Raw genomic sequence first — 18531 nt, forward strand, 5'->3', positions numbered from 1 at the left:
CAGCGGGGCGTTGACCGAGCTTGTCAGAGTACTCGGCGAGGGTCTCCCGGCCCCACTCCAGGTTCACGCCCATCAGCGTGCCAGCTTCCGGAGCGAGGTTCCGGCCGTCGATGGGATCACAGGGAACAGCCCTGGGATTGATATTGCACGCGGTGAGGGACAGCACAACAAGCGCCATGACCAGGCGCGCAAGGTTTGAGACCACGACCCCAACCTACCGTCGCTGGTCCATGAACCACTGCATCCGATGTCCTGCCGTGATCCTCGCGAGTGCCCTCGTCCAGGTGCCCGCCTAGGTGTGCAGTCAAGGCGGTTACCCGTCAGGATGACGACACGTGCCGGTTTGGTCGCAGTAGCGGCTGGGTCCATATGGTGTGGATTGCCCCCGTTCCCGGGTTGGCAGTGATCCGTGACATCGTGTGAGTGTCGGCGCGATTCCCTTTGGGCCCCTGGATGCCCTGGAGAATGGATGCTCCGCGGTCAGCACGAAAGTTTTTTCTCCGCGTCCGGTTCGGACTGTCTGGCCGGGAGGAAGGACCGCAGCGGTGACTTGGAGAGGTGACCTGACGTGCGCGGACGGGCGCGGAGGATTCAGGTCGAGAGTCGTTTCAGGGCTAGTAGCTTCCTGAAGCCCCGCCGCCGCTGAAGCTCCCGCCTCCGTTGAATGAAGAACCGGACGCTGTCCCGCTGCTACTGCCGGAGTAGAGGGCCGGGTTGGATATATAGAGGGGTAGCCAGAGGGACGGGTTGGTAACGGCGTCGTCCTTGCGGTGGTGGTACCGGTACTTCCGGTAGGCCTCGCGCTGCTCCTCCGTGAGGCGGAGGTCCGGGTTCTTTTCCTCTGCCGCCCGAATTTCCTCGTCGGCCATGCGCCCACGCCGGCGCCTGTCCCGTGCGAGGGACCCAACGATCAACCCGACGGCCACGGCCAACGTTGCGAGAACACCAGCAAGGAGCAGCCAGTTGAACGCTTCCTCGGACGGCTCCTGTCCGTCGGCGTACAGGTAGATCTGATCGACCGCCTCCAGGAGTCCTTCTGCGTAGCGTTCCTCGGCGAACGCCGGTTCAAGGACGTCCTCGAGCACGTCTTCCGCTTCATCATCGGAGAACGCGTCTCTCACGCCGTCGGCGGTCTCAATGCGCAGTTCCCGCTCGGCAGTATCCGCGACCACGAGCACGCCGTTGTCGTCGCCCTTGTCACCGACCCCCCATTCACCTGCGACGTTTCGGGCGAAGTCCTCGAGGGATCCGTCGGCATTCTTGATTGTCAACACGGCGATCCTGGCCGTGTTTGTGCCGGCGTTCCGCTCATCGATGAGCGCGTTCAGTTGCCGTTCCTGCTGATTGTCGAGCACATCGGCGGCGTCCAGCACATTCCCTTCCGCCGGCGGTGCAGGCGAAACCGTCGATCCCGAGGAATCCCCGCAGCCGGATAGACACAAAAGCAGCAGCAGCACCATCGCCCCGATGGTGCCCCACCCGTGTTTTCTCGCTGATCTTCCTGTCGTCATCGCGCGCCCCCGACCGTCGTACGTCCTGCCCGTTCCATCGTTCCAGCTCCCAGCACGGTCGGCATCCGCCGGAAGGACGAGACAGCCTTGCCGTACTTCAGGTGAATCACCGCCCTGTTGCACCGGTCGGTGTCACCAGCGGTGGAAGTCCATGGAGAGGAGGAAAGCCATCACGACGGGTCGGGATAACGAGCGGCCACGAACTCGACTGCTTCGCGCACCCGCAACGTAAATGGTCGGACGTGGCCGGCAGCGTGGTCCCGAGCCGCAGACTTGAAGGGGATCCGAGAGGGCTACGCCCGAGTAGCTGTGTGGGTCCCGCATCGGGGTGCCGCAACGCGGTGAGCAGGCTGATCAGCGTGGACTTGCCGGCACCCTTCGGGCCGGCGAGTCCGACTGCTTCACCAGCGACGATGTCGAGGGAAACCCCGTCGAGGGCCTTGACCCTATCGGATGGCTTGGTCACGTTGCATGCTGTAGCCAAGATGACCGGTGGTGTTGAGTGGGACCGGTGGCGCACATGAGATCCCTGTCCGCGCCCGAGGTGTTCTAGGCGTCGCCGTCGAGCAGGCGGCGAAGGGCCGTGCGGTAGGCGTTGTAGGCTGCCCGGCCCGCCGGGGTGATGGAGACATAGGTAGCGGGGGAGCGTCCCTCGATCACCTTTGTGAGTTCGGCATAGCCCGCGTCCTCCAGCTTGCGCAGGTGCGTGGACAGATTCCCTGCGGTCATGCCCAGAATCTTCTGCAGCTTCGTGAATGCGATCCGGTCGCGTTCTCCCACCTCGTTGAGGGTGGCAATTGCACGCAGGCGGGACTCCGCGTGGATGACGGGGTCGAGTTCCGCCATGTCAGCGCACCTGCCTGCGGCGTCGTACGTACTCGAGGACGGCGCCGACAAGGAATCCACCCGAACCGAAGACAAAGAAGACGGTGACGAAGTGCTCTGGTCCGCTGATGATCGCGATGACGTCCACCACGAGGAACCAGATGCCCAAGATGGCCTGGGTCCGATCGTTGAAGGTCGTACCACCGGTGATGTAGAGAAGTCCGACGATCAGCACGGCGATCGAGTTGATGACCAGGCCCACGAGCCAGTAGTCACCGATGGCGTCGGCAATTAGCCCGGACAATATGCCCAGGACCAGGAAGCCCAGCGCCCAGGCAGAGCCATACATGGCGCCAATGAAGGAGGAGTGCCCCCTGATGCCATGACTCTGACGTGCCGCCATGATCAGTGTCACGAGCGCCCCTGCGAGGATGCACAGCCCCAACACGAGCAAGGCGGGCCCGCGGTCGATGGGCAGCCAACCGAAGCGGGAGCCGTGCAAGGCCCCGTACCCCAGCAGCCAGGCGAGTCCCCACACGAGATACAGCACGACTTCATCCGGGCTAAGTTGCCGACGTGCTTGGGCTTCAGCATCCCGCACCACATTCAGCGCGGACTGCAGATCAAAGGGTTGAGACGTGCGATCAGGTGTCGTGTCCATGCGAGGCTCCTCAACTAGTAGTACAAACTAGTTTGCACTGCAAACCAGCTCTGCACAAGAGCTACGTCCGTCATCGCGCCAGCAACGCCCCCGACGCGAGTACTTCTGAGACGAAACATGGTGAGACAAGTTTGTAAGACAGGCTGAGGCTTGGGGTGACGGGGGCGAACACTCGGCAGTCGACCTGCGCGGGTGTCTGGAGAAGCTCCAGGCTTTCGAGACGAGGGAAAGAACGGTCAGTCAGTTTCGCTGCTCCCGGATGAGAGAAGGCTACCGGGAATCAGGTCTTGCGGAACAGCTTCTACTCTCACTGAAGTGATTGCGGTCGTTAGGCCGGGGTTTGGGCGAAGGTGAGCCGGTAAGGATCCTTCAGCGGGCGGTGAGCCTAGTTCACGTGTCAGAGAAGCTCGGCAATTTCCTTCTCGGTCAGGTCGACCTCTTGGCCGTTATCACCGAGCCAAAAATAGGGCCGTTGGCCACGACCAGGGCGTGACCGTTTGGTCACCGTGTATGTCGCACCGTTCTGCACCTTCACGCGAGGAGCACTCCTTGCATGTGCCTGCTCATCTGTACCCTTATCCATGCCCGCGAGTCTAGCGGCGTACTTGGGGTACGCCCGGGAACTGCCCAAAGTATCCCCAAATCACATCGCCGTCGCTTCACTATCGTTCTGGTCGGGTTCCTCCGGGTGCGCAAACTTTCGGGAGGTCGCAGGCGAGAGCGGGATGGTCAGCCGATGATGGGGCGTTCTTCGGGTAGCCGGTAGAGGACGGGTTTGTTGATCGTCGCCCATCGGCGGTGAGCGAATGGAACGAGTTCTGTTACCCGGTTTCGCACAACCCCGTGGGCTTGGGTATCACCTGTACTCCCAACCACTCGGGGGATCTTTTGCCTATGGGCCGCTCTACGGGATCTTGGTGGTGATTCCTCCGCTGTGGACGGGGCGAACTTCGACGCCGCCGGTGATGGTGCGGACGGCCGGGTTCAGGCGGGCGATGGCGATCGCGGCGTCGAGATCGGGTGCTTCGATGACGTAGAAGCCCGCGACGAACTGATCCGCCTCACTAAACGGTCCCGCAGTTGTGCTGTCGCGTCGGATGGAGACGGCGCTGGCTCTGGGTGTGAGGGCGTAGGCGAGGGACATCGAGCCTGAGTCTTGGAGGTCGCGTGCGTGCTGGTCGTTCTCCTCGAGGTCGGCGTCAGCGGCTTCCAGAGCGTGGAGGGACTCATCGGCGTAGATGAGGACGGCGAAGGACGGCATCGGGTGGCCTTTCGGTGGGGTTCTTGAGCAACTGCAACTGCAACTGCAACTGCAAGTGTGGGTGTGTGCGTCGGCTAGTTCACGACAAGGTTCTGGTGTCCGTCGATGAGTTCACGCACGATGTCGAGGTGGCCGGCGTGGACGGAGGTTTCCGCGAGGACACGAAACACGACCTCGCGCCCGTCTGCCATGGGCGGGTGCCCGAACTGGGCAGCGGCCGGCCACCAGCGGGGAGGTGCATCCAGGTCCAGGCCGGCGAGAACGTCATCGCTACTGGTGATCTGTTCCCGGTAGATACGGACGGCGTCCGCGCCGGTCATGAATGTGGAGTGCCACCCATCATGGAGGGCTTCAATGGCGGCAGGGTTCGCGCCGAGGACGGCTGAGATCCAGAACATCTCGTCGTCGAACGCGAGGTGGTTCAGCAAGCCCGTCATGGTCCACCCCGACGGAACGAGCGGTACGCTCATCTGCTGTTCTGTGAGCCCTTCGACGGCGTCCAGTACATGTTCTCGTGCGGCCGTCAGGTGGGCGAGCAGCTGGGCGTCGCTCACGCCTTGGACTCGTAGCCGATCAGCCACCGGAGCCCGTGCCGATCGGTGACCTGACCGTCCGCGCCGTCCCACGGTCGTTGGATCAGGGGATCTATCGCCGTTCCGCCGACACTGAGCTTGTCGAACCACTCATGCAGCACTGCCGGCTCAGCTGTGCCCAGCAGGGAGAGCAACAGGCCCTCGCACCGCACCGAGGGCTCTCCCTCCGGCGTGTCAGAACCCGCGAGGGAGACAACACCACTGAGGACCCCATGGGCGACAGCCTCTGGTGGGCCGTCGGTCCGGCCGTGATCCTCGTAGGAGTCCAGGGACAGCTCGCCTCCGAAAACATCGGCATAGAACCCGAGTGCCTGCCTCGCGGTTCCAGGAAAGCTGACGTAAACGAGGGGTGCAGCCATGATTACTCCTGACATTGATTCTGCGAAGCAGACCGAACGGCCCTCCACTACCTTTTAGACGGTCCTGCGACAGCAAACCCATCGAACCTCGATATCGCCCGCGCATGTGAGTCGCAATACGGGTCGGTGCGGCGCGGATCGGAAAGATTCCCGTCGAGCCGATGGGGGATCCGGGCACAGTACCGCGTCTAGTCACAGGCGACTTCGTGCAAGCTCGGGTAAACAGGATTATGACCGTCTCCATGCACCAGTAGTGCTCCACCTCACAGACCCCAGGACAACTCGTACTGTTCGTTGTCGATTGGGCGGATTCCGTCGTCGGCCGTCCACGACCCTGAACGCCAGCCCACACCCATTGGGTGCACCGAGTAGACCTGGCCTCCACCTGACATGAGAAATGAACTCTCCCGGGCGACGGCCCGGCATCCATCCGATGCGGAAGGTTCAAGCACCGAATATGTCGCACCGAAGGCGGCGTCTCCGAGGAACGCGACCACACACCCGCTGACAGCCAGCGGCGTAGTAGCTCTCGCCGGGCACCAAACGGCATAGCTGAGCGGGGCGCAGTTGCTGAACTGTTGTTAAACATCAATGTCACTTCCTTCGCCGGCATTACCCGGTGCAGGTTCAACGGTCGAAGCCGCTTTAGCTTCTTCTCAGCCCGTAGCGCGGGCTCCCGTGCGGGTGGTCTCCAAACACTGGACAAGCCCGAAGATTTCTTAGACCATCCTTCCACGCAGCTGCTATCGCTGCACCTCGGCCTTTAGCGCGACCGTTGAAGACGTCTTTAGAACTTGAGATACAAAAACCGACCCTCGAATAGCGGTATGGGATTCCACTGTCAGAGCGTGGACCGCCCCGAGAGGGGCAACGATAAAGACGCCCCTGGCTGCACTGTTACGTCCTCCATCACGAGCGGCGCCCAGAATTCGGTGATCATGCGCGATTATGCGTCAAACGGCATGACGCCGAGCGTCGGCGTGGACTGGGGGAGTACCATGACGGATTCTGATGACGTGTCTTTGCCTCGCTACACGCTGAGCGATGACGGGGATTTCCTGCGATTGCGGTGGGCGGCCGGGGTGATGATGCAGGCCGAGGATATCCACTCGACGATTGCGGCTGTCACTGCTGCGTCTCCCGGGGGTAAGCGGCCCTTGCTCGTGCATATCGGGTTGGTCGAGCGGATCACCCCGGGAGCCAAGCAGCTGCTCATCGAAGACACGTGTTCCACCCGAACCGCCATCGTCGGTGTCGATGAGGTCAGCAGGGTGCTCACCGCGTTCAATTACAGGTCCGCCACACCCAGCCGGTACTTCACCAAGGAATCCGACGCGATTGCCTGGCTGCTGGCGGAAACAAACCCCGGCGCGGACCCGGACAGTCTCTCCGGCATAGCAGACCCCTTCGCAGCCAAGATGCGGGGCGAAGTGCTGTGGATCGAGTTCAAAACCGGCACCGACGTCACCAATGCCGTCGCGGCAGCGTTAGAGGGCCGACTCAATCAACTCAGCCCGACCGTCTGCCCGCCGATGCTCATCCGCCTCAACCACCTGGTCCCACTCACCGAGGAAGCACTGCATTCCCTGGCGACGAGGCTGGACATCGCGGCCCTGGCCATAGTCGGAGCCGAACCTGGGGATCCGATCATCACCGCCTACTACAAACAGCAGCACCACCCGCCCTACCCCACCAAACACTTCGCGACAGCCCATGATGCACAGGAATGGCTGAATAACTGCTTTCGCCAAGGGCCCAGGTAGGACGGGGCCCGGCACCGATCAGGGTTGCTGCAACCGCGGCCCTACTCCCAGAGGTCACATCAGCGAATACGTCACGTATGCACGCCAGCGATGATCAATACGGTCGAGCTGCAACTGCGCGTCCCGGGCCAAAGTATCGACGCGGATATACCAAAATAGGGTGTGCTGCACAGAAAAGTGACAAATGATTCGGCATCCCAGGAGGCTCGTTCGCAAGATTGTTGCTGCGCCAAAGTTCTACCTTGAAGAAGTTCATGACGGCGTAGGGCTTGGCGTCGACGTGGGGTTCGGTGTCACAGCCGCCCAGGAGGGTGTGAACGGATCCAGCTAGGACGATGCGACGTCTTGCAGCGAAATCCGCGCTGCATGCCGGAACTGGTTTCATCACGGATGGTTGAACTTCTCCACGCCCGTTCCTGGATCACTGGCGATCACGGTGCCCGGTCCGTCATGGCTGTTCCTGCGCACTAAGGGGTGTGGTCCCGGTTCTGCTGCTACGTGCTGCTACGTGCTGGTGTACGTTGCGTCCGTGAGCCAAAGACGAGCTGCAAGGGGGTCGGTGAAGTGTCGTACGAGGTAGTCGGGCCTGTGTACCTGGATGAAGAACTCGGCGATAGCGTGGTCGACAGCCGAGGGGCCCAAGAGGGCCATGGCCGACACGTCCAGGTCACGGGCGAAAGTTTGCATCGCGCACCGCGACAACGATTTCATTCCATTGAGTCGCACAAGCATCGGTAGTGAATGCTGGGGTTGAATTCTGCTGACATGGTCGACCAGACGGGCGGCGGTGTCATCATCAACAGTTACTCCCTCGGTCCACCAGACCCGGATAATCCCGTCTTCTACCCCTATGGTGAACGTTTCCGCGTGGGCGGCCGTTGGTGCCGGTATGTTGTGTCTGGTCGTCGGCGGGGTCATCGGTCAAGTTCACACCAATTAACTGAACAGCTGCTACGTCGACACGCGCTTCCCCCTAGGGTGAGGGTCCGGTCAGGTTCGGAGCGCTGACTGTGAGTAGCATCTACTGCGTAGCTGAGGGCGGTGCTCTTCATGAGAGTTACCTGGGGATCGTCTTGTTCAGTGGAATCAGGCGGTGCGGCACAACCGGATGACCCTAAAGGTGAGCCTGGAACAGGGTCCTTAGGAGCAGTATTCACGCAGCTTTCATGTGGGGCACGCCGGTCTGCTCGTGGCCGTTGTGGTGCCGAGCCTAGGCTCGGACCATGAACGCGATTACCGCACTGCATCCCGTGCACTCTTTGTCTGTTCTTTCTGCTGATAGCCCGCTGCGTGAGCGCCAGATCCTCATGCTGCAGCAGGCACTTTACAACGCGCGCGTCATCACCCCGCACGAGCGGCTGACAGTAATCGAATGGTGTGTTGGTCGTTCCATCACCTCGCTGCGTGAGGTGCGCCAGAGCGAGTTACGGCCGATCCTTACCCATGTGCGCAGTATGGCGACACCACCTCAGGAAGCATCGCGGGCCTAGCGTAGGAGCAGTCCGTGCCGTTACGCTCCACACTCCGTCTTCGTGCTCCCGCCGGTGAACTTCCCACGCGCCCCATCTCAACCAACCTCCGGCAGTGCAGCTAACTGGTGTGGGATGTGCGGTTCGTCCATGGCAAGCGGAGTCGGCTGATGGCAATGATCAGGGCCCCGAAAATAGTGAACGCAACAGCGATGAGGACGACGTAGAGAGCTACCGACCCGTACCCGGTCGCCGGGTCGAGGAACGGGTATGGGACCCATCCGTCGGTGGCTCCACGGACGAGGACGACCGCGCACCAGGTGAGCGGGTAAACAAGTATCAGGCCGATTCTCGTGAACGGCAGGCGGTGGCGATCGGAATTCAGGAGCCAGTCAAGGAACGCGTACACCGGGAACGCGACGTGCAGGACCCAGTTCGCCCAGGCCAGGTCGACCCCGCCGGCCAGACCTGCTAGCAGCAGGTTATAGACGACGCCCACGACGACCATGTACGTCGTCGTCGCCGCCCGCACCGGGACCAACCACCCCGGATTCGACCGCTTCCCCAGTTCGAGGGTCACGGCGAGGAGGAGGACGACCGCGGTCATGATGTTGCTCTGCATGGTGAAGAACCCGAAAAAGTTCAACGGGTTGATGGGTGTCCTCGACGCAGTATCAAGGAACGTTGCGACAACAGCGGTCCCGACGGCCAAGACCGCAATCAGACGGATGAGAGGACGCAAGACCGCCACGATGGTGGACCCCTGGAATATGTTGGTGTGTGTTCTTGGGACTATCACTGAGCGATCTCCCTGCTGAACTGCTCGTCGCGTCGACGGCATCGGCTGCGCATACTGAACCCTCCGACGATGAATGTCTCCTAGGTATCTACCACGAGCGTCGCGTGAAGTGCAGGACCTCACAGCACCGCCATCTGCGCCGCCAGCTTTCAACGCCTGCGGCGGGACGGATCGTGCCCCACCGTAACCCCTGCACCATGCCCCTGGCTGATGACCTGTCGTGCAGACCCTTGGCACTCGTTGGGGCGGGTTCGGCCGGACTTCTCTCACCAGTCTCCTTGAAGTCGACGCGCTGTCATGAAGCCTTGTTCGTGCCTGTCATGACGGGGGGAACCAGGTTTACGGGCAGGTGATACGGGTTTGATGCGCACTGAGGTGGGAGGCAAGCCAGTGCACTGCTTTCAATTCCGAAGACAGGAACCGCGTCGGATGAATTGCCCGGGAGGAGAAGGCAGCCAGCACCTGATCCATTGGACTGGATCCGATCATGGCGCAGGCCGTGATCCGCTCATCAGTCCTGAAAGCATCGCGAGCGGCGACGCTGATGCCGCTGATGTCATGCAAATTGACCATGACGGCATAAGGGACGTTCCCTACGAGTGTGGCGCTGCGGTTGAGGACGTCCTGAGCATCGGTTGCCCCGACAATCGTTCCCTTGTCCCAAGTTAGTTGCAGAAGACGGGGAGCAATCCGGATGATTCTGGCCTTACCGCCAGCGGCGGCAACCGTCTCTCGTCTCACGTCGAACCCCCAGTCAGGCACCCAGCTAGGCACCCGGTCAGCTACATGCTCCTCAACTGGCATCCCAAAACTCTTTCGATCATCCCTCAACTAGTACGTGCTGACCTGCTCTTCCTGGGCAGGCAGAATCCGCTCGATATTGGTCCAGGGGAAGGTTCGGTGCTGGCGGGTGTCGGGATCGCTGTGAGTTGGCGCACAAGTCCTGCTGGGCTCCATGAGTGACAAGCTTCGCCCAAGACAATGAAGGTGCGGTACAGGTTTGCTTGGATGCCTGTGCGAGGGTTCAGGACTTGGGTGGTATGGCGGGCGAGTGCACGCTTGGCAGCGTCGATGGCTTCGTGCTGTGCGCTGTAGGCCGCGATGGCGGTAATCGGGGACTCGCGTGTTTCTACGGCTCCGAGTGAGGCGGCGGCAAAGAACCCGGTTACGGCGTTCGCCGCGGAGTGGGGTGAGCGGCATCCAGCAATCGTGAAAGCCCGCCCTGCAAGGGTTCGTGATTACTTCCGCGGACCGTTTGAGAGAACCCTTCACAAATGCACGCCACCAGACCCTGGCGCACCGTCTATCGGACAGCCCTCCACGTTCGATCACCATCCTGTTGCAGCTGAGACGCGTGTGGTTTGATTTGCTTAGATCATTTAGCAATCCGGTGGGCGCGTCGCGGCATATCGTGGCTGTCGGGTTCTACGCGGGGGTCCTAGAAGGTCTCAGTCCTATGCTTACTGCACAACTGCCCATCGTTTCCCGTCCTGCCCGTACCTCTTCCACACACGTTTCTTCCATATCTGCGTTCAAGGCGCCTGCCGGCACTGGCTCTGGCGGGCCGGTGTGTGAAGTGGGGTCCTTGCTGCTTCGTGTAGCTGACGGCGACGTGCAGGCGTTCGATGAACTGTACGAGCGCACCTCGCGCCGTGTATACGGGCTTGTACGCAAGGTTCTGGTGGACGCGGAGATGAGCGCCGAAACGACGCAGGATGTGTTCCTGGCCCTCTGGTCGGACGATGCAGCCCGTTTCGATCCCATCCGGGGCTCGGGCATGTCGTGGATCATGACTCTCGCGCATCGCCGCGCAGTGGATAAAGTCCGCGCCGAAGAATCCCACCGCGTCAGGGATCTGCGCTGGGGCATCAAGAACCAGACCGTGGACTACGACGAGGTAGCTGACATCGTCGTGCAGCGGTCCGAGACCGAAGCTGTCACAGCGTGCCTGAGTACCCTCACCGTCGTGCAGCGTGAAGCGATCCAGCTCGCGTACTACGCCGGCATGACGTACACCCAGGTCGCCGAGCATCTGGGCATTCCTGTTCCGACGGCGAAGACCCGTATCCGGGACGGCATCAAACGCCTCAGCTCCTGCCTGCAGGACCCGGCATGACCGGGTTAGGTACGATCGCGCACTGGTTGAGTGATCACCGCGCCGTGGTCCCGTCGCTGGCTGCCCTATTCGCGGTAGGGATGTTCTGGATCGTCGGTCTGCTCGGCGGGATCGGCTACCTACACGACGCGTCATCACCGATGATGATGCTCAGCGGCCTATACGTCATGCTGGCCGCGGTCGCGCTGTCCATCATCATCACCACCGCAGCGTTGAGCCACCTCGCCCAGCACTTCTCCCGGTAGCGCATTACCAGGAGTGTATTCAGGGCGGCTGGTGAAATCCGTTGGTAAGTTTCCGGATGTTTCTGTGTATGACGCGATCGGTGATCGTTCGGTCGGGGTGCCTCTAGTCTCGGGAGCAGGGTTGTATTCGGGCTAGTTGGACTGCTAGTCCTTCATAGGAAAAATCATCATGCCTCGCAGCAGCATTAAGTCGCAGATCTTGGAGTTCAACCCGGGCTCCGAGGCACAGATCGGGCCGGTGCTGGCTGACACCTTTGCGCGTGAGCAGGCTGACCTGCGGTCCGCTGGCACCCTACCGGTGTCGTCGCTGTAGGTGATGAACTACCCGACGCGACGCTGCTGACGCGGACGAATACCACCGTGCGACTATCAGAGGTCCTGGCGGGCGGCCCTGCCGTTCTGGTGTTCTAGAGGACAAGACACTTTTGACCCCGCCGGGCCTGCTGCGCGATAAGTGACCTGGCGTGTTAGCGGTTGCGCTCTTGGGATTCGAGGTCCGTGCTGAAGGGTGCCCGGGGGCTTCTGCAGATGTCGTCGTACAACTCGTTAACGGATTGGGAGAGCATGTCCCGGTCGATGGCCGGTAGGCGCATCATCCCGTGCAGGTAGGCGTTGATTTCGAATTCGTCCGTGCTGCCGCCCATGCTGATGTAATACAGCCACAACTCGCCTGCGGTGATGTTCGCACGCTGCATTGAATCCAGGGTCGCGGCGTACTGGTCCTTGTCATAGTCGGCGTCGCTCATCTCGTCCTCCTGCTGCATCAACCTGCTCTCTACCCTGTTCCCCTCATGCCCTTCCAGCGTAGGAATACTGGACTGAGGAACGACGCAGCCTGACCCCTCGCGGCACGCCGAAGGACGGGCCTCCGCAGTGTGTACTGCGGGGGCCCGCCCTCTCTCGTGTCGGGTCAGCCCGTGCTAGGCACGCGCTCCCTGACGACGTGCGGCCAGTAGGCCGCCCACGCCGGCGAGGAGCAGGAGCGAGCCCAGGAGCAGGATCTGCTGCTCAGCGAACCCCGTGGAGGCCAGGGCCTTCGGTGCCGCGGTCGTCGCTGCTGCATCGGCAGCTGTGGTGATCTTCACGCCACTGCTCGCCACGGAGAGCGTGCCCGGTGCGGTAGCGGGACCGGTGACCGAGACGAGCTCGGCGCCCGTGACATCCGGCGTGCTGATCGAACCGCCATCGTTCGTGCTGTTGTTGGTGCCACCGGTGTTGGTGCCACCGGTGTTGGTGCCACCGTCGGCCGAACCGTCGCCGTCGTTTCCGTCCGCAGGACCGTCGGTGCCTCCGTCGTCTCCGGTCGTGGGAGCATCAGGATCGGTCGGGGTCGGGGTCGGGGTCGGGGTCGGGGTCGTGGGGTTGGTCGGGGTCGAGGGGTTGGTGGGTGCCTCGGCGCCTGATCCGCAGTCGGTGCTGTTGTCACCAATGAGGACGACGCCGTTGCAGCCGACATTGACCGGGACGACGATCTCGGGCGCGATCACGTTGTTGTCGAGGATGCCGCCGTCGAGCAGTCCGCCGTCCAGGATGCCGCTGTCGGTCGTGCCACCGGTGCTGCCACCGGTCGTGCTGCCGGTCGCCCCGGACCCGCCGGAGGAGGACGAATCGCCGATCACCGACACCGAGTTCCCGGATATATTCACCGGCACCACGGCCTCGGGCGAGACGACATTGTTGTCCAGGATGCCGCCGTCGGTCGTGCCACCGGTGCTGCCACCGGTCGTGCCGCCGGTCGAACCGGTGGTGCAATCCGAAGCACTGTCACCGATGAGGGCGACGCTGTTGCAGCCGACATTGACCGGGACGACGATCTCGGGCGAGACGACATTTCCGTTGACCAGACCGCCGTTGAGCAGCCCGTCCTGAGCAGATGCAGATGCAGATGCAGATGCAGATGCAGGAGCCGGAGCGGGAGCCGTCCCGCCGGTCGAGCCGGTCGCCCCGGACCCGCCGGTCGAGGACGAGTCGCCGATTACCGACACCGAGTTCCCGGACACATTCACCGGCACCACGGCCTCGGGCGAGATCACATTTTCGTTGACCAAACCGCCGTCAAGGAGTCCGCCCTGGGCGGGTACGGGAGCCGGCATGGGAGCCGGCGTAGGAGCCGCGCCGTTAGTCGTGCCGCCGGTTGAGCCGGTCGCCCCGGACCCGCCGGTCGAGGACGAGTCGCCGATTACCGACACCGAGTTCCCGGATACATTGACCGGCACCACGGCCTCGGGTGAGATCACATTTTCGTTGACCAAACCGCCGTCAAGGAGTCCGCCCTGTGCGGGTGCGGGAGCCGGAGCGGGAGCCGTCCCGCCGGTCGAGCCGGTCGAGCCGTTCGCCCCGGACCCGCTGGTGGAGGACGAGTCCCCGATTACTGACACCGAGTTCCCGGACACATTCACCGGCACCACGGCCTCGGGCGAGATCACATTTTCGTTGACCAAACCGCCGTTGAGCAGCCCGCCGTCGAGCGAGCCCATGGTTTGCTGGATGATCGAGCTGCTCGTGGTACCGGATTCCAGGGGTGTGGTGATGATCGTTCCGAGATTCGAATCGAGCTCGAGATCGGACGTCGCCGACAGGCTTGCCGCTGATGCCGATCCTGCTCCGAGGGCCACGACGCCCCCGGCTAGAAGGACCCCGTAGAGCCCTCGCTGAATGCATGTACGCATGATGTTCTCCTGTGGATCAAAGTGGTGTGGAGGTGCCCGAGGCACCGGAAGCCGTCAGCCGCGCGGCGGGGCCACCACTAATCAGGAGACGAGCCGGGGTCGAAGCTGGGAGCTGCCGGAAGACCTGCCGCCGCTGCGCGGGCGGCCTGGTCCATGAGGGGGACGAAGAGGACGAGGGCCGCTCCGCCGAGTGCGGTGAGCGGCGCTGCGGCACCGCCACTGGTCATGGACGCGAGGGCCGACGACGAGGACGCGAAGGGCGCAGCGGGGAGTTCCGGCGCTTCGGGCGCGAGGTGCGCGAGTGCCGCAGCGGGCGGCGTGAAGGCGTCGAAGAAGGAGTCAGCAGGCGCTGACAGGAGCGTGCCTGTCACGACACCAGGACCACGGCCGGCCCCGGACGCGCCGCTGAGCGAGGGCGCCAGAGGGACCTCTTGGGCGGGAACGGCGCCGGGGGCGGCATCGGAGGAGTCAGAGGAATCGGAGGCACCGGTCCGCACTGCGGGCTCGACGGCATCCCCGGCCATGGGAGCGGCAGGCGCCACCGTGACGCCGGGAGCGCCGTCGACGACGGGCGCCGGAACCGGCACAGTCATGGGAGCTGCGATTTCCGGAGCGATGATCTCCGGAAGCGGGAGGGCGACGTCGACCATCGGGTTGGTCACGGGGCCGACGACGTCCGTCACCGGAGCGACGAGTTCCGGAAGCGGGAGGACGGCGTCGACCACGGGATCGACGACGTCCGTCACGGGTGCTACGACCTCGAGGACAGGCGCCGTGACGACACCTGCGGCTCCATCGACGACGCCGATGACCGGCGCGGTCACTCCTGTGACGGTCCCGTCGGGCATGATGGACCGGACGATCGGCACTTGCGCGACCAGCCCGTCGACCGCGGAGGTCACCGGGACGAGGACCGTCCCGGCCGGCTGGGCAACGAGCTCGGGGACTTGGGCCACCAGGTCGGGAACGACGGGGAGCTGGAGGGACCGGGGCGCGACGGACGCCGACGAGGCGGGGATGATCGCGGCCGGAAGCGGATCGGCGACGGCCCCCACCGCGGACACCGTGGGTGCGCTCACTGAGCTGACGATGCCCGCTGCCGAATCGAGAAGACCGGCCTCACGGGGCGTTTCCGCCGCTGAGGCGCCTGTCGCGCCCAGCGCCATCCAGCCGAGGGCGCCGGCACCGGCGATGAAGGAAAGGCGCACGGAAGTGGCGAGAGACCGATGCATTGGCATCTTCATCACTACACCCCCCCAGGCTGAGACCTGGGGCAACCATAATCCGGCTCGAGCACGGATGTAAAGAGCGATCCGTAGATCGACTATCGATTCGCATCCTGTCGTTGGGTCAGGAAATGGATATGGGACCCATCCGCCGGTGGCTTCACGGACGAGTACGACCGCGCATCAGGTCAGCGGGTGAATCAGAATCAGGCCGATCGTCCTGAACGCCAGGCGAAGCCTGTCGGTGGTCAACAGCCAGTCGAGGAACGCATAGATGGGGAGCGCGACGTGCTGGACCCAGTTCGCCCATGCCGGATCCACCCCTCCGGCTAGGCCCGCCAGAGACGGCTGATCGACAGGTGAGCCTGAATCTGCAACGAAACGTCCACCGGCTCATATGCTGGCAGGATCACGCAAAGCGTCGTCTTCCTGCGGGCCTTCATGCCGGGACATTAAGGGACTCGCTGACCTGCGGGTGCCGAGCCTTGATTCCACTGAAAGCTGTCACTCCCCATCACGATGGCAGTCTGATGCAGCACGACAGCGGAGAAGCCGAAATTGTTTTGCAACCGGCATCGCAGGCCTGAAACAGCACTTGTGCTTACAGGACTGGGTTACAAGACATCCGTGGAGGAGTGACGGCGTGGACGCAGCAGTGTCTCGGCCAATTGTCTTGCAACCCAAGGGTTGCAAGCCAAAGACCGCGTGCAGTTGTCACCCTGCTCGGAGCCCCTCGGTCGGGTTAGGCGTCGGGTGAAACGTCGGCAGTAGGTCGTAGGGTCGGACCATGGCGATTCCTGAAGTGGGGAGCATGGTCGGGAAACGGCTGTGAACTGGTTTCCGGCGGGGCTCGTCGGACGATTGTCTGAAGTATGGAGGAGTCGCGGTCTTGGTGACTGCCGGCACCGCGTGCCTCTGAACGTTGGGACGAAGCCAGCTTCCCTCAAAGTGATACTTGGTGCGGTGCTTTCGTTAGGCGGAGTCCTACGGATAGGGGACCGGCGTGCATCTGTCCGACGCTGAACGGTTCGACTCCTACATTCTGAGGGGCCCGAATCTTGGTTCGTGCTGGATCTGGTTGGGCGCTGTCAGCGACGACGGGTATGGGCGTTTCTCGATCAGAACGTTCGAGGGGCATAGGACGGTGAGTGTGCACCGGTTCGCCTTGTCCTTGGTGTTTGGCGGCTTGTCCGCGATTGAGGGGAGGACGGCCCTGCATCACTGCGACGTGCCTTTGTGCGTGAAAGCCCTTCCGGGTCCTGGCTCCCACCTGAGCCTGGGTACCCGGTCGGACAACATGGCCGACCGGGCGATGAAGGGCCGCCACCCGACGATCACCACACTGCGATGGCGATGGCTCACCAGGGCTCAGAAAGCAGCCCGGTCCAGGGTGCTGCGGGATCAGCTCAAGCATAAAGGGTGGGATCCGGCCGTGATCCGGGAACTCATTCACGGCATTGATCCCACCCACCCCACACTCTTCTAATCGTGAAAGCGAACCACCACTTTTCTACAGCCTGCAATCACCAGAATGTTGCCCTGATCGAGGTGCTGGTTGGGCGGAGAGGACGTCACTTGTTGTCCTCTCCGCCGCTCAAGTGTTTGCCTCGGGCAGCCTGAGTGTTTCCCCCGGGCCGGGGGCTAGGGCTGCCGGAACGATGCGCCGTAGGACGTTGACGGTAGAAGGTTCGAGTTGTCTTCACGGAGCCGGGATCGCAGGGTTCCGGACTTCGGGGCGGGGTCGTAGAGGCCGCGTTCCACTAGTTCTGGCACCACGAATTCGGCGAAGTCATCCAGGGATCCGGGGCTGATGAGTGGGTTGATCATGTACCCGTCGAGCCCTGAAGTGGCTGCGTGCTCTTGGATTTGTTGTGCGACGTTGGTGGGAGTTCCGATGAAGAGCAGGTCTGTGCCGCGGGTTACCTCAGCGAATTTCTTTCGAACATCACCTGCGGTCAGTGGCTTGTCCTGCGTGCCGCCTTTGACGACATAGGAGGTCAAACCGTTGGTCGTGGTCGTCAGGGGTTCATCGTCGGCGTATTGGCTCAAGTCGATTCCAGTGTCTCCGGCGTAGCTGACCAGTTGTGCCTCGAGGTGGTAGTTGCGTTGCAGCTGGTCGTACTTCGCTTGTACCTCGAGATCGGTGGGAGCTGTGATGATTCTGGCCAAGGCCATGGATCGTACTTCTCCGGCGGGGCGTCCCTGGTTGATGGCTCGTTGGTTGATGTCCGCTAGACCGGTAGCGATCTCCTGGGGGTCTTCCTTGGGCAGGAGGATCACCTCGGCGTGCTTGGCAGCGAACTCGCGTCCACGTGGGGACCAGCCGGCTTGGAACAGGGTGGGTGTGCGCTGTGAGGACGGGGACGTCAGCGCTGGGCCGTCGACACGGAAGTGCTCCCCGTCGTGGTTGATGGGCTGAACCGAGCCGGGGCGGGCGTAGACGTTATCGGTCTTGCTTCCGACGACGGCGTCAGCCGCCCAGCTGCCTTCGAGCAGTTTGTAGAACACATCCATGAACTCATCGGCGCGTGCGTACCTGTCAGCGTGTTTGAGCATTTCGTCCATGCCGAAATTCCGTGCCGCGCTGGAGAGGTACGAGGTGACGATGTTCCAGCCGATGCGACCATCACTGAGATGGTCCAGGGTGCCGAACCGTCGGGCGAGGGCGAAAGGGTGCTCGTAGGTGGTGGACGCGGTGATCACGAAGGCCAGGCGCTCTGTCAGGGCCGCCAAAGCTGGCACGTACATGAACGGGTCATTTGCCGGGGCTTCCACCGCCCAGCTCAGTGCGGCGTCCGCGGACCCACCGTAGACGTCGTAGAGGCCCAGCACGTCGGCGAAGAACAAGGCGTCAAGGTTGGCCTGTTCCGCAGTGATGGCCACGTTCTTCCACCGATCCAGGGAATTGACCTGGAGGCGTTCGTCCAGGGGATGCGTCCAAAGGCTCGGCGCCCCACCGCAACCGACACTGGCCTGTTCGTAGAGGGCAAACAGGAGGGGGGAGGGAGTTTCAGTCATCGAAAAGCCGCAGTTC

At 62.8% G+C, this 18531-nt stretch carries 20 protein-coding genes, 1 pseudogene and 1 riboswitch; of the genes and pseudogenes, 4 read left to right on the forward strand and 17 right to left on the reverse strand.

Annotated features, from left to right (window positions below):
- From ACX80I_RS06640 to ACX80I_RS06680, 9 genes and pseudogenes are all read right to left on the reverse strand, one after another.
- Positions 1 to 205: pseudogene (locus ACX80I_RS06640) on the reverse strand (hypothetical protein); the annotation flags it as partial.
- Between the two features lie 409 nt (positions 206 to 614).
- Positions 615 to 1373 (reverse strand): TPM domain-containing protein, encoded by a 759-nt coding sequence (locus ACX80I_RS06645; RefSeq protein ID WP_459344345.1) that lies wholly within the window; start codon positions 1371 to 1373, stop codon positions 615 to 617.
- Positions 1374 to 1617: 244 nt separating this feature from the next.
- Positions 1618 to 2031: an ATP-binding cassette domain-containing protein gene (locus tag ACX80I_RS06650; protein WP_459344346.1), complete on the reverse strand. Its 414-nt coding sequence runs from the start codon at positions 2029 to 2031 to the stop codon at positions 1618 to 1620.
- Between the two features lie 29 nt (positions 2032 to 2060).
- Positions 2061 to 2357 carry a transcriptional regulator gene (locus ACX80I_RS06655; RefSeq protein ID WP_459344347.1) on the reverse strand — a complete coding sequence of 99 codons (297 nt, stop codon included), beginning with the start codon at positions 2355 to 2357 and terminating at the stop codon, positions 2061 to 2063.
- 1 nt (position 2358) lies between these two features.
- Positions 2359 to 2997: a hypothetical protein gene (locus tag ACX80I_RS06660; RefSeq protein WP_459344348.1), complete on the reverse strand. Its 639-nt coding sequence runs from the start codon at positions 2995 to 2997 to the stop codon at positions 2359 to 2361.
- A gap of 397 nt (positions 2998 to 3394) precedes the next feature.
- On the reverse strand, positions 3395 to 3580 hold the full coding sequence (locus tag ACX80I_RS06665; protein WP_459344349.1) for a hypothetical protein: 186 nt from the start codon (positions 3578 to 3580) through the stop codon (positions 3395 to 3397).
- A 321-nt stretch (positions 3581 to 3901) separates the two neighbouring features.
- Complete coding sequence (locus ACX80I_RS06670; RefSeq protein ID WP_459344350.1) at positions 3902 to 4258, reverse strand: YciI family protein; 357 nt, start codon at positions 4256 to 4258, stop codon at positions 3902 to 3904.
- Between the two features lie 74 nt (positions 4259 to 4332).
- The gene (locus ACX80I_RS06675) at positions 4333 to 4812 is read right to left on the reverse strand and encodes a mycothiol transferase (RefSeq protein ID WP_459344351.1); all 480 of its coding nucleotides are present in this window, start codon (positions 4810 to 4812) and stop codon (positions 4333 to 4335) included.
- Positions 4809 to 5210, reverse strand: coding sequence for a VOC family protein (locus ACX80I_RS06680; protein WP_459313284.1), 402 nt, complete (start codon positions 5208 to 5210; stop codon positions 4809 to 4811). The genes ACX80I_RS06675 and ACX80I_RS06680 overlap by 4 nt, the downstream gene beginning before the upstream one ends.
- A 581-nt stretch (positions 5211 to 5791) precedes the next feature.
- Positions 5792 to 5900: riboswitch (TPP riboswitch) on the reverse strand.
- A 158-nt stretch (positions 5901 to 6058) separates the two neighbouring features.
- Here ACX80I_RS06680 and ACX80I_RS06685 point away from each other — a divergent pair.
- Positions 6059 to 6973, forward strand: a complete 915-nt coding sequence (locus tag ACX80I_RS06685) for a DUF7793 family protein (RefSeq protein WP_459344352.1) — start codon at positions 6059 to 6061, stop codon at positions 6971 to 6973.
- Positions 6974 to 7477: 504 nt separating this feature from the next.
- Here ACX80I_RS06685 and ACX80I_RS06690 read toward each other — a convergent pair.
- Positions 7478 to 7891 (reverse strand): DUF7793 family protein, encoded by a 414-nt coding sequence (locus ACX80I_RS06690; protein WP_459344353.1) that lies wholly within the window; start codon positions 7889 to 7891, stop codon positions 7478 to 7480.
- A 305-nt stretch (positions 7892 to 8196) separates the two neighbouring features.
- Here ACX80I_RS06690 and ACX80I_RS06695 point away from each other — a divergent pair, with 305 nt between their 5' ends.
- Positions 8197 to 8463, forward strand: a complete 267-nt coding sequence (locus ACX80I_RS06695) for a hypothetical protein (protein ID WP_459344354.1) — start codon at positions 8197 to 8199, stop codon at positions 8461 to 8463.
- Between the two features lie 100 nt (positions 8464 to 8563).
- On the opposite strand, the gene ACX80I_RS06700 is transcribed toward ACX80I_RS06695, so the two are convergent.
- A complete protein-coding gene (locus tag ACX80I_RS06700) occupies positions 8564 to 9283 on the reverse strand; it encodes a Pr6Pr family membrane protein (RefSeq protein ID WP_459344355.1) in 720 nt (239 codons plus the stop codon).
- Positions 9284 to 9580: 297 nt separating this feature from the next.
- A complete protein-coding gene (locus ACX80I_RS06705; protein WP_459344356.1) occupies positions 9581 to 10045 on the reverse strand; it encodes a DUF7793 family protein in 465 nt (154 codons plus the stop codon).
- 652 nt (positions 10046 to 10697) lie between these two features.
- On the opposite strand from ACX80I_RS06705, the gene ACX80I_RS06710 reads away from it, so the two are divergent.
- Positions 10698 to 11357 (forward strand): ECF RNA polymerase sigma factor SigK, encoded by a 660-nt coding sequence (locus ACX80I_RS06710; RefSeq protein WP_459344357.1) that lies wholly within the window; start codon positions 10698 to 10700, stop codon positions 11355 to 11357.
- Positions 11354 to 11602 carry a hypothetical protein gene (locus ACX80I_RS06715; protein ID WP_459344358.1) on the forward strand — a complete coding sequence of 83 codons (249 nt, stop codon included), beginning with the start codon at positions 11354 to 11356 and terminating at the stop codon, positions 11600 to 11602. The genes ACX80I_RS06710 and ACX80I_RS06715 overlap by 4 nt, the downstream gene beginning before the upstream one ends.
- Before the next feature lie 467 nt (positions 11603 to 12069).
- Here ACX80I_RS06715 and ACX80I_RS06720 read toward each other — a convergent pair whose 3' ends face one another.
- The 5 genes from ACX80I_RS06720 to ACX80I_RS06740 form a co-directional block, all read right to left on the reverse strand.
- A complete protein-coding gene (locus tag ACX80I_RS06720; RefSeq protein WP_459344359.1) occupies positions 12070 to 12348 on the reverse strand; it encodes a hypothetical protein in 279 nt (92 codons plus the stop codon).
- 174 nt (positions 12349 to 12522) lie between these two features.
- Positions 12523 to 14271, reverse strand: a complete 1749-nt coding sequence (locus ACX80I_RS06725) for a hypothetical protein (RefSeq protein WP_459344360.1) — start codon at positions 14269 to 14271, stop codon at positions 12523 to 12525.
- 77 nt (positions 14272 to 14348) lie between these two features.
- Positions 14349 to 15479, reverse strand: coding sequence for a hypothetical protein (locus tag ACX80I_RS06730; protein WP_459344361.1), 1131 nt, complete (start codon positions 15477 to 15479; stop codon positions 14349 to 14351).
- Between the two features lie 201 nt (positions 15480 to 15680).
- Positions 15681 to 15818 carry a Pr6Pr family membrane protein gene (locus tag ACX80I_RS06735; RefSeq protein WP_459344362.1) on the reverse strand — a complete coding sequence of 46 codons (138 nt, stop codon included), beginning with the start codon at positions 15816 to 15818 and terminating at the stop codon, positions 15681 to 15683.
- A gap of 1320 nt (positions 15819 to 17138) precedes the next feature.
- On the reverse strand, positions 17139 to 18515 hold the full coding sequence (locus tag ACX80I_RS06740) for an NtaA/DmoA family FMN-dependent monooxygenase (RefSeq protein ID WP_459344363.1): 1377 nt from the start codon (positions 18513 to 18515) through the stop codon (positions 17139 to 17141).
- Positions 18516 to 18531 lie beyond the last annotated feature (16 nt).

It is taken from the genome of Arthrobacter rhamnosi, from assembly GCF_054510855.1.

What these genes read in the sequence shown, in the direction of transcription:
- ACX80I_RS06715 (WP_459344358.1), top strand. Translation starts at nt 11,354, where the DNA reads ATGACCGGGTTAGGTACGATCGCGCACTGGTTGAGTGATCACCGCGCC.
- ACX80I_RS06725 (WP_459344360.1), bottom strand. Translation starts at nt 14,271, where the DNA reads ATGCGTACATGCATTCAGCGAGGGCTCTACGGGGTCCTTCTAGCCGGG.
- ACX80I_RS06695 (WP_459344354.1), top strand. Translation starts at nt 8,197, where the DNA reads ATGAACGCGATTACCGCACTGCATCCCGTGCACTCTTTGTCTGTTCTT.
- ACX80I_RS06705 (WP_459344356.1), bottom strand. Translation starts at nt 10,045, where the DNA reads ATGCCAGTTGAGGAGCATGTAGCTGACCGGGTGCCTAGCTGGGTGCCT.
- ACX80I_RS06700 (WP_459344355.1), bottom strand. Translation starts at nt 9,283, where the DNA reads ATGCCGTCGACGCGACGAGCAGTTCAGCAGGGAGATCGCTCAGTGATA.
- ACX80I_RS06680 (WP_459313284.1), bottom strand. Translation starts at nt 5,210, where the DNA reads ATGGCTGCACCCCTCGTTTACGTCAGCTTTCCTGGAACCGCGAGGCAG.
- ACX80I_RS06660 (WP_459344348.1), bottom strand. Translation starts at nt 2,997, where the DNA reads ATGGACACGACACCTGATCGCACGTCTCAACCCTTTGATCTGCAGTCC.
- ACX80I_RS06740 (WP_459344363.1), bottom strand. Translation starts at nt 18,515, where the DNA reads ATGACTGAAACTCCCTCCCCCCTCCTGTTTGCCCTCTACGAACAGGCC.
- ACX80I_RS06720 (WP_459344359.1), bottom strand. Translation starts at nt 12,348, where the DNA reads ATGAGCGACGCCGACTATGACAAGGACCAGTACGCCGCGACCCTGGAT.
- ACX80I_RS06665 (WP_459344349.1), bottom strand. Translation starts at nt 3,580, where the DNA reads ATGGATAAGGGTACAGATGAGCAGGCACATGCAAGGAGTGCTCCTCGC.
- ACX80I_RS06670 (WP_459344350.1), bottom strand. Translation starts at nt 4,258, where the DNA reads ATGCCGTCCTTCGCCGTCCTCATCTACGCCGATGAGTCCCTCCACGCT.
- ACX80I_RS06690 (WP_459344353.1), bottom strand. Translation starts at nt 7,891, where the DNA reads ATGACCCCGCCGACGACCAGACACAACATACCGGCACCAACGGCCGCC.
- ACX80I_RS06710 (WP_459344357.1), top strand. Translation starts at nt 10,698, where the DNA reads ATGCTTACTGCACAACTGCCCATCGTTTCCCGTCCTGCCCGTACCTCT.
- ACX80I_RS06655 (WP_459344347.1), bottom strand. Translation starts at nt 2,357, where the DNA reads ATGGCGGAACTCGACCCCGTCATCCACGCGGAGTCCCGCCTGCGTGCA.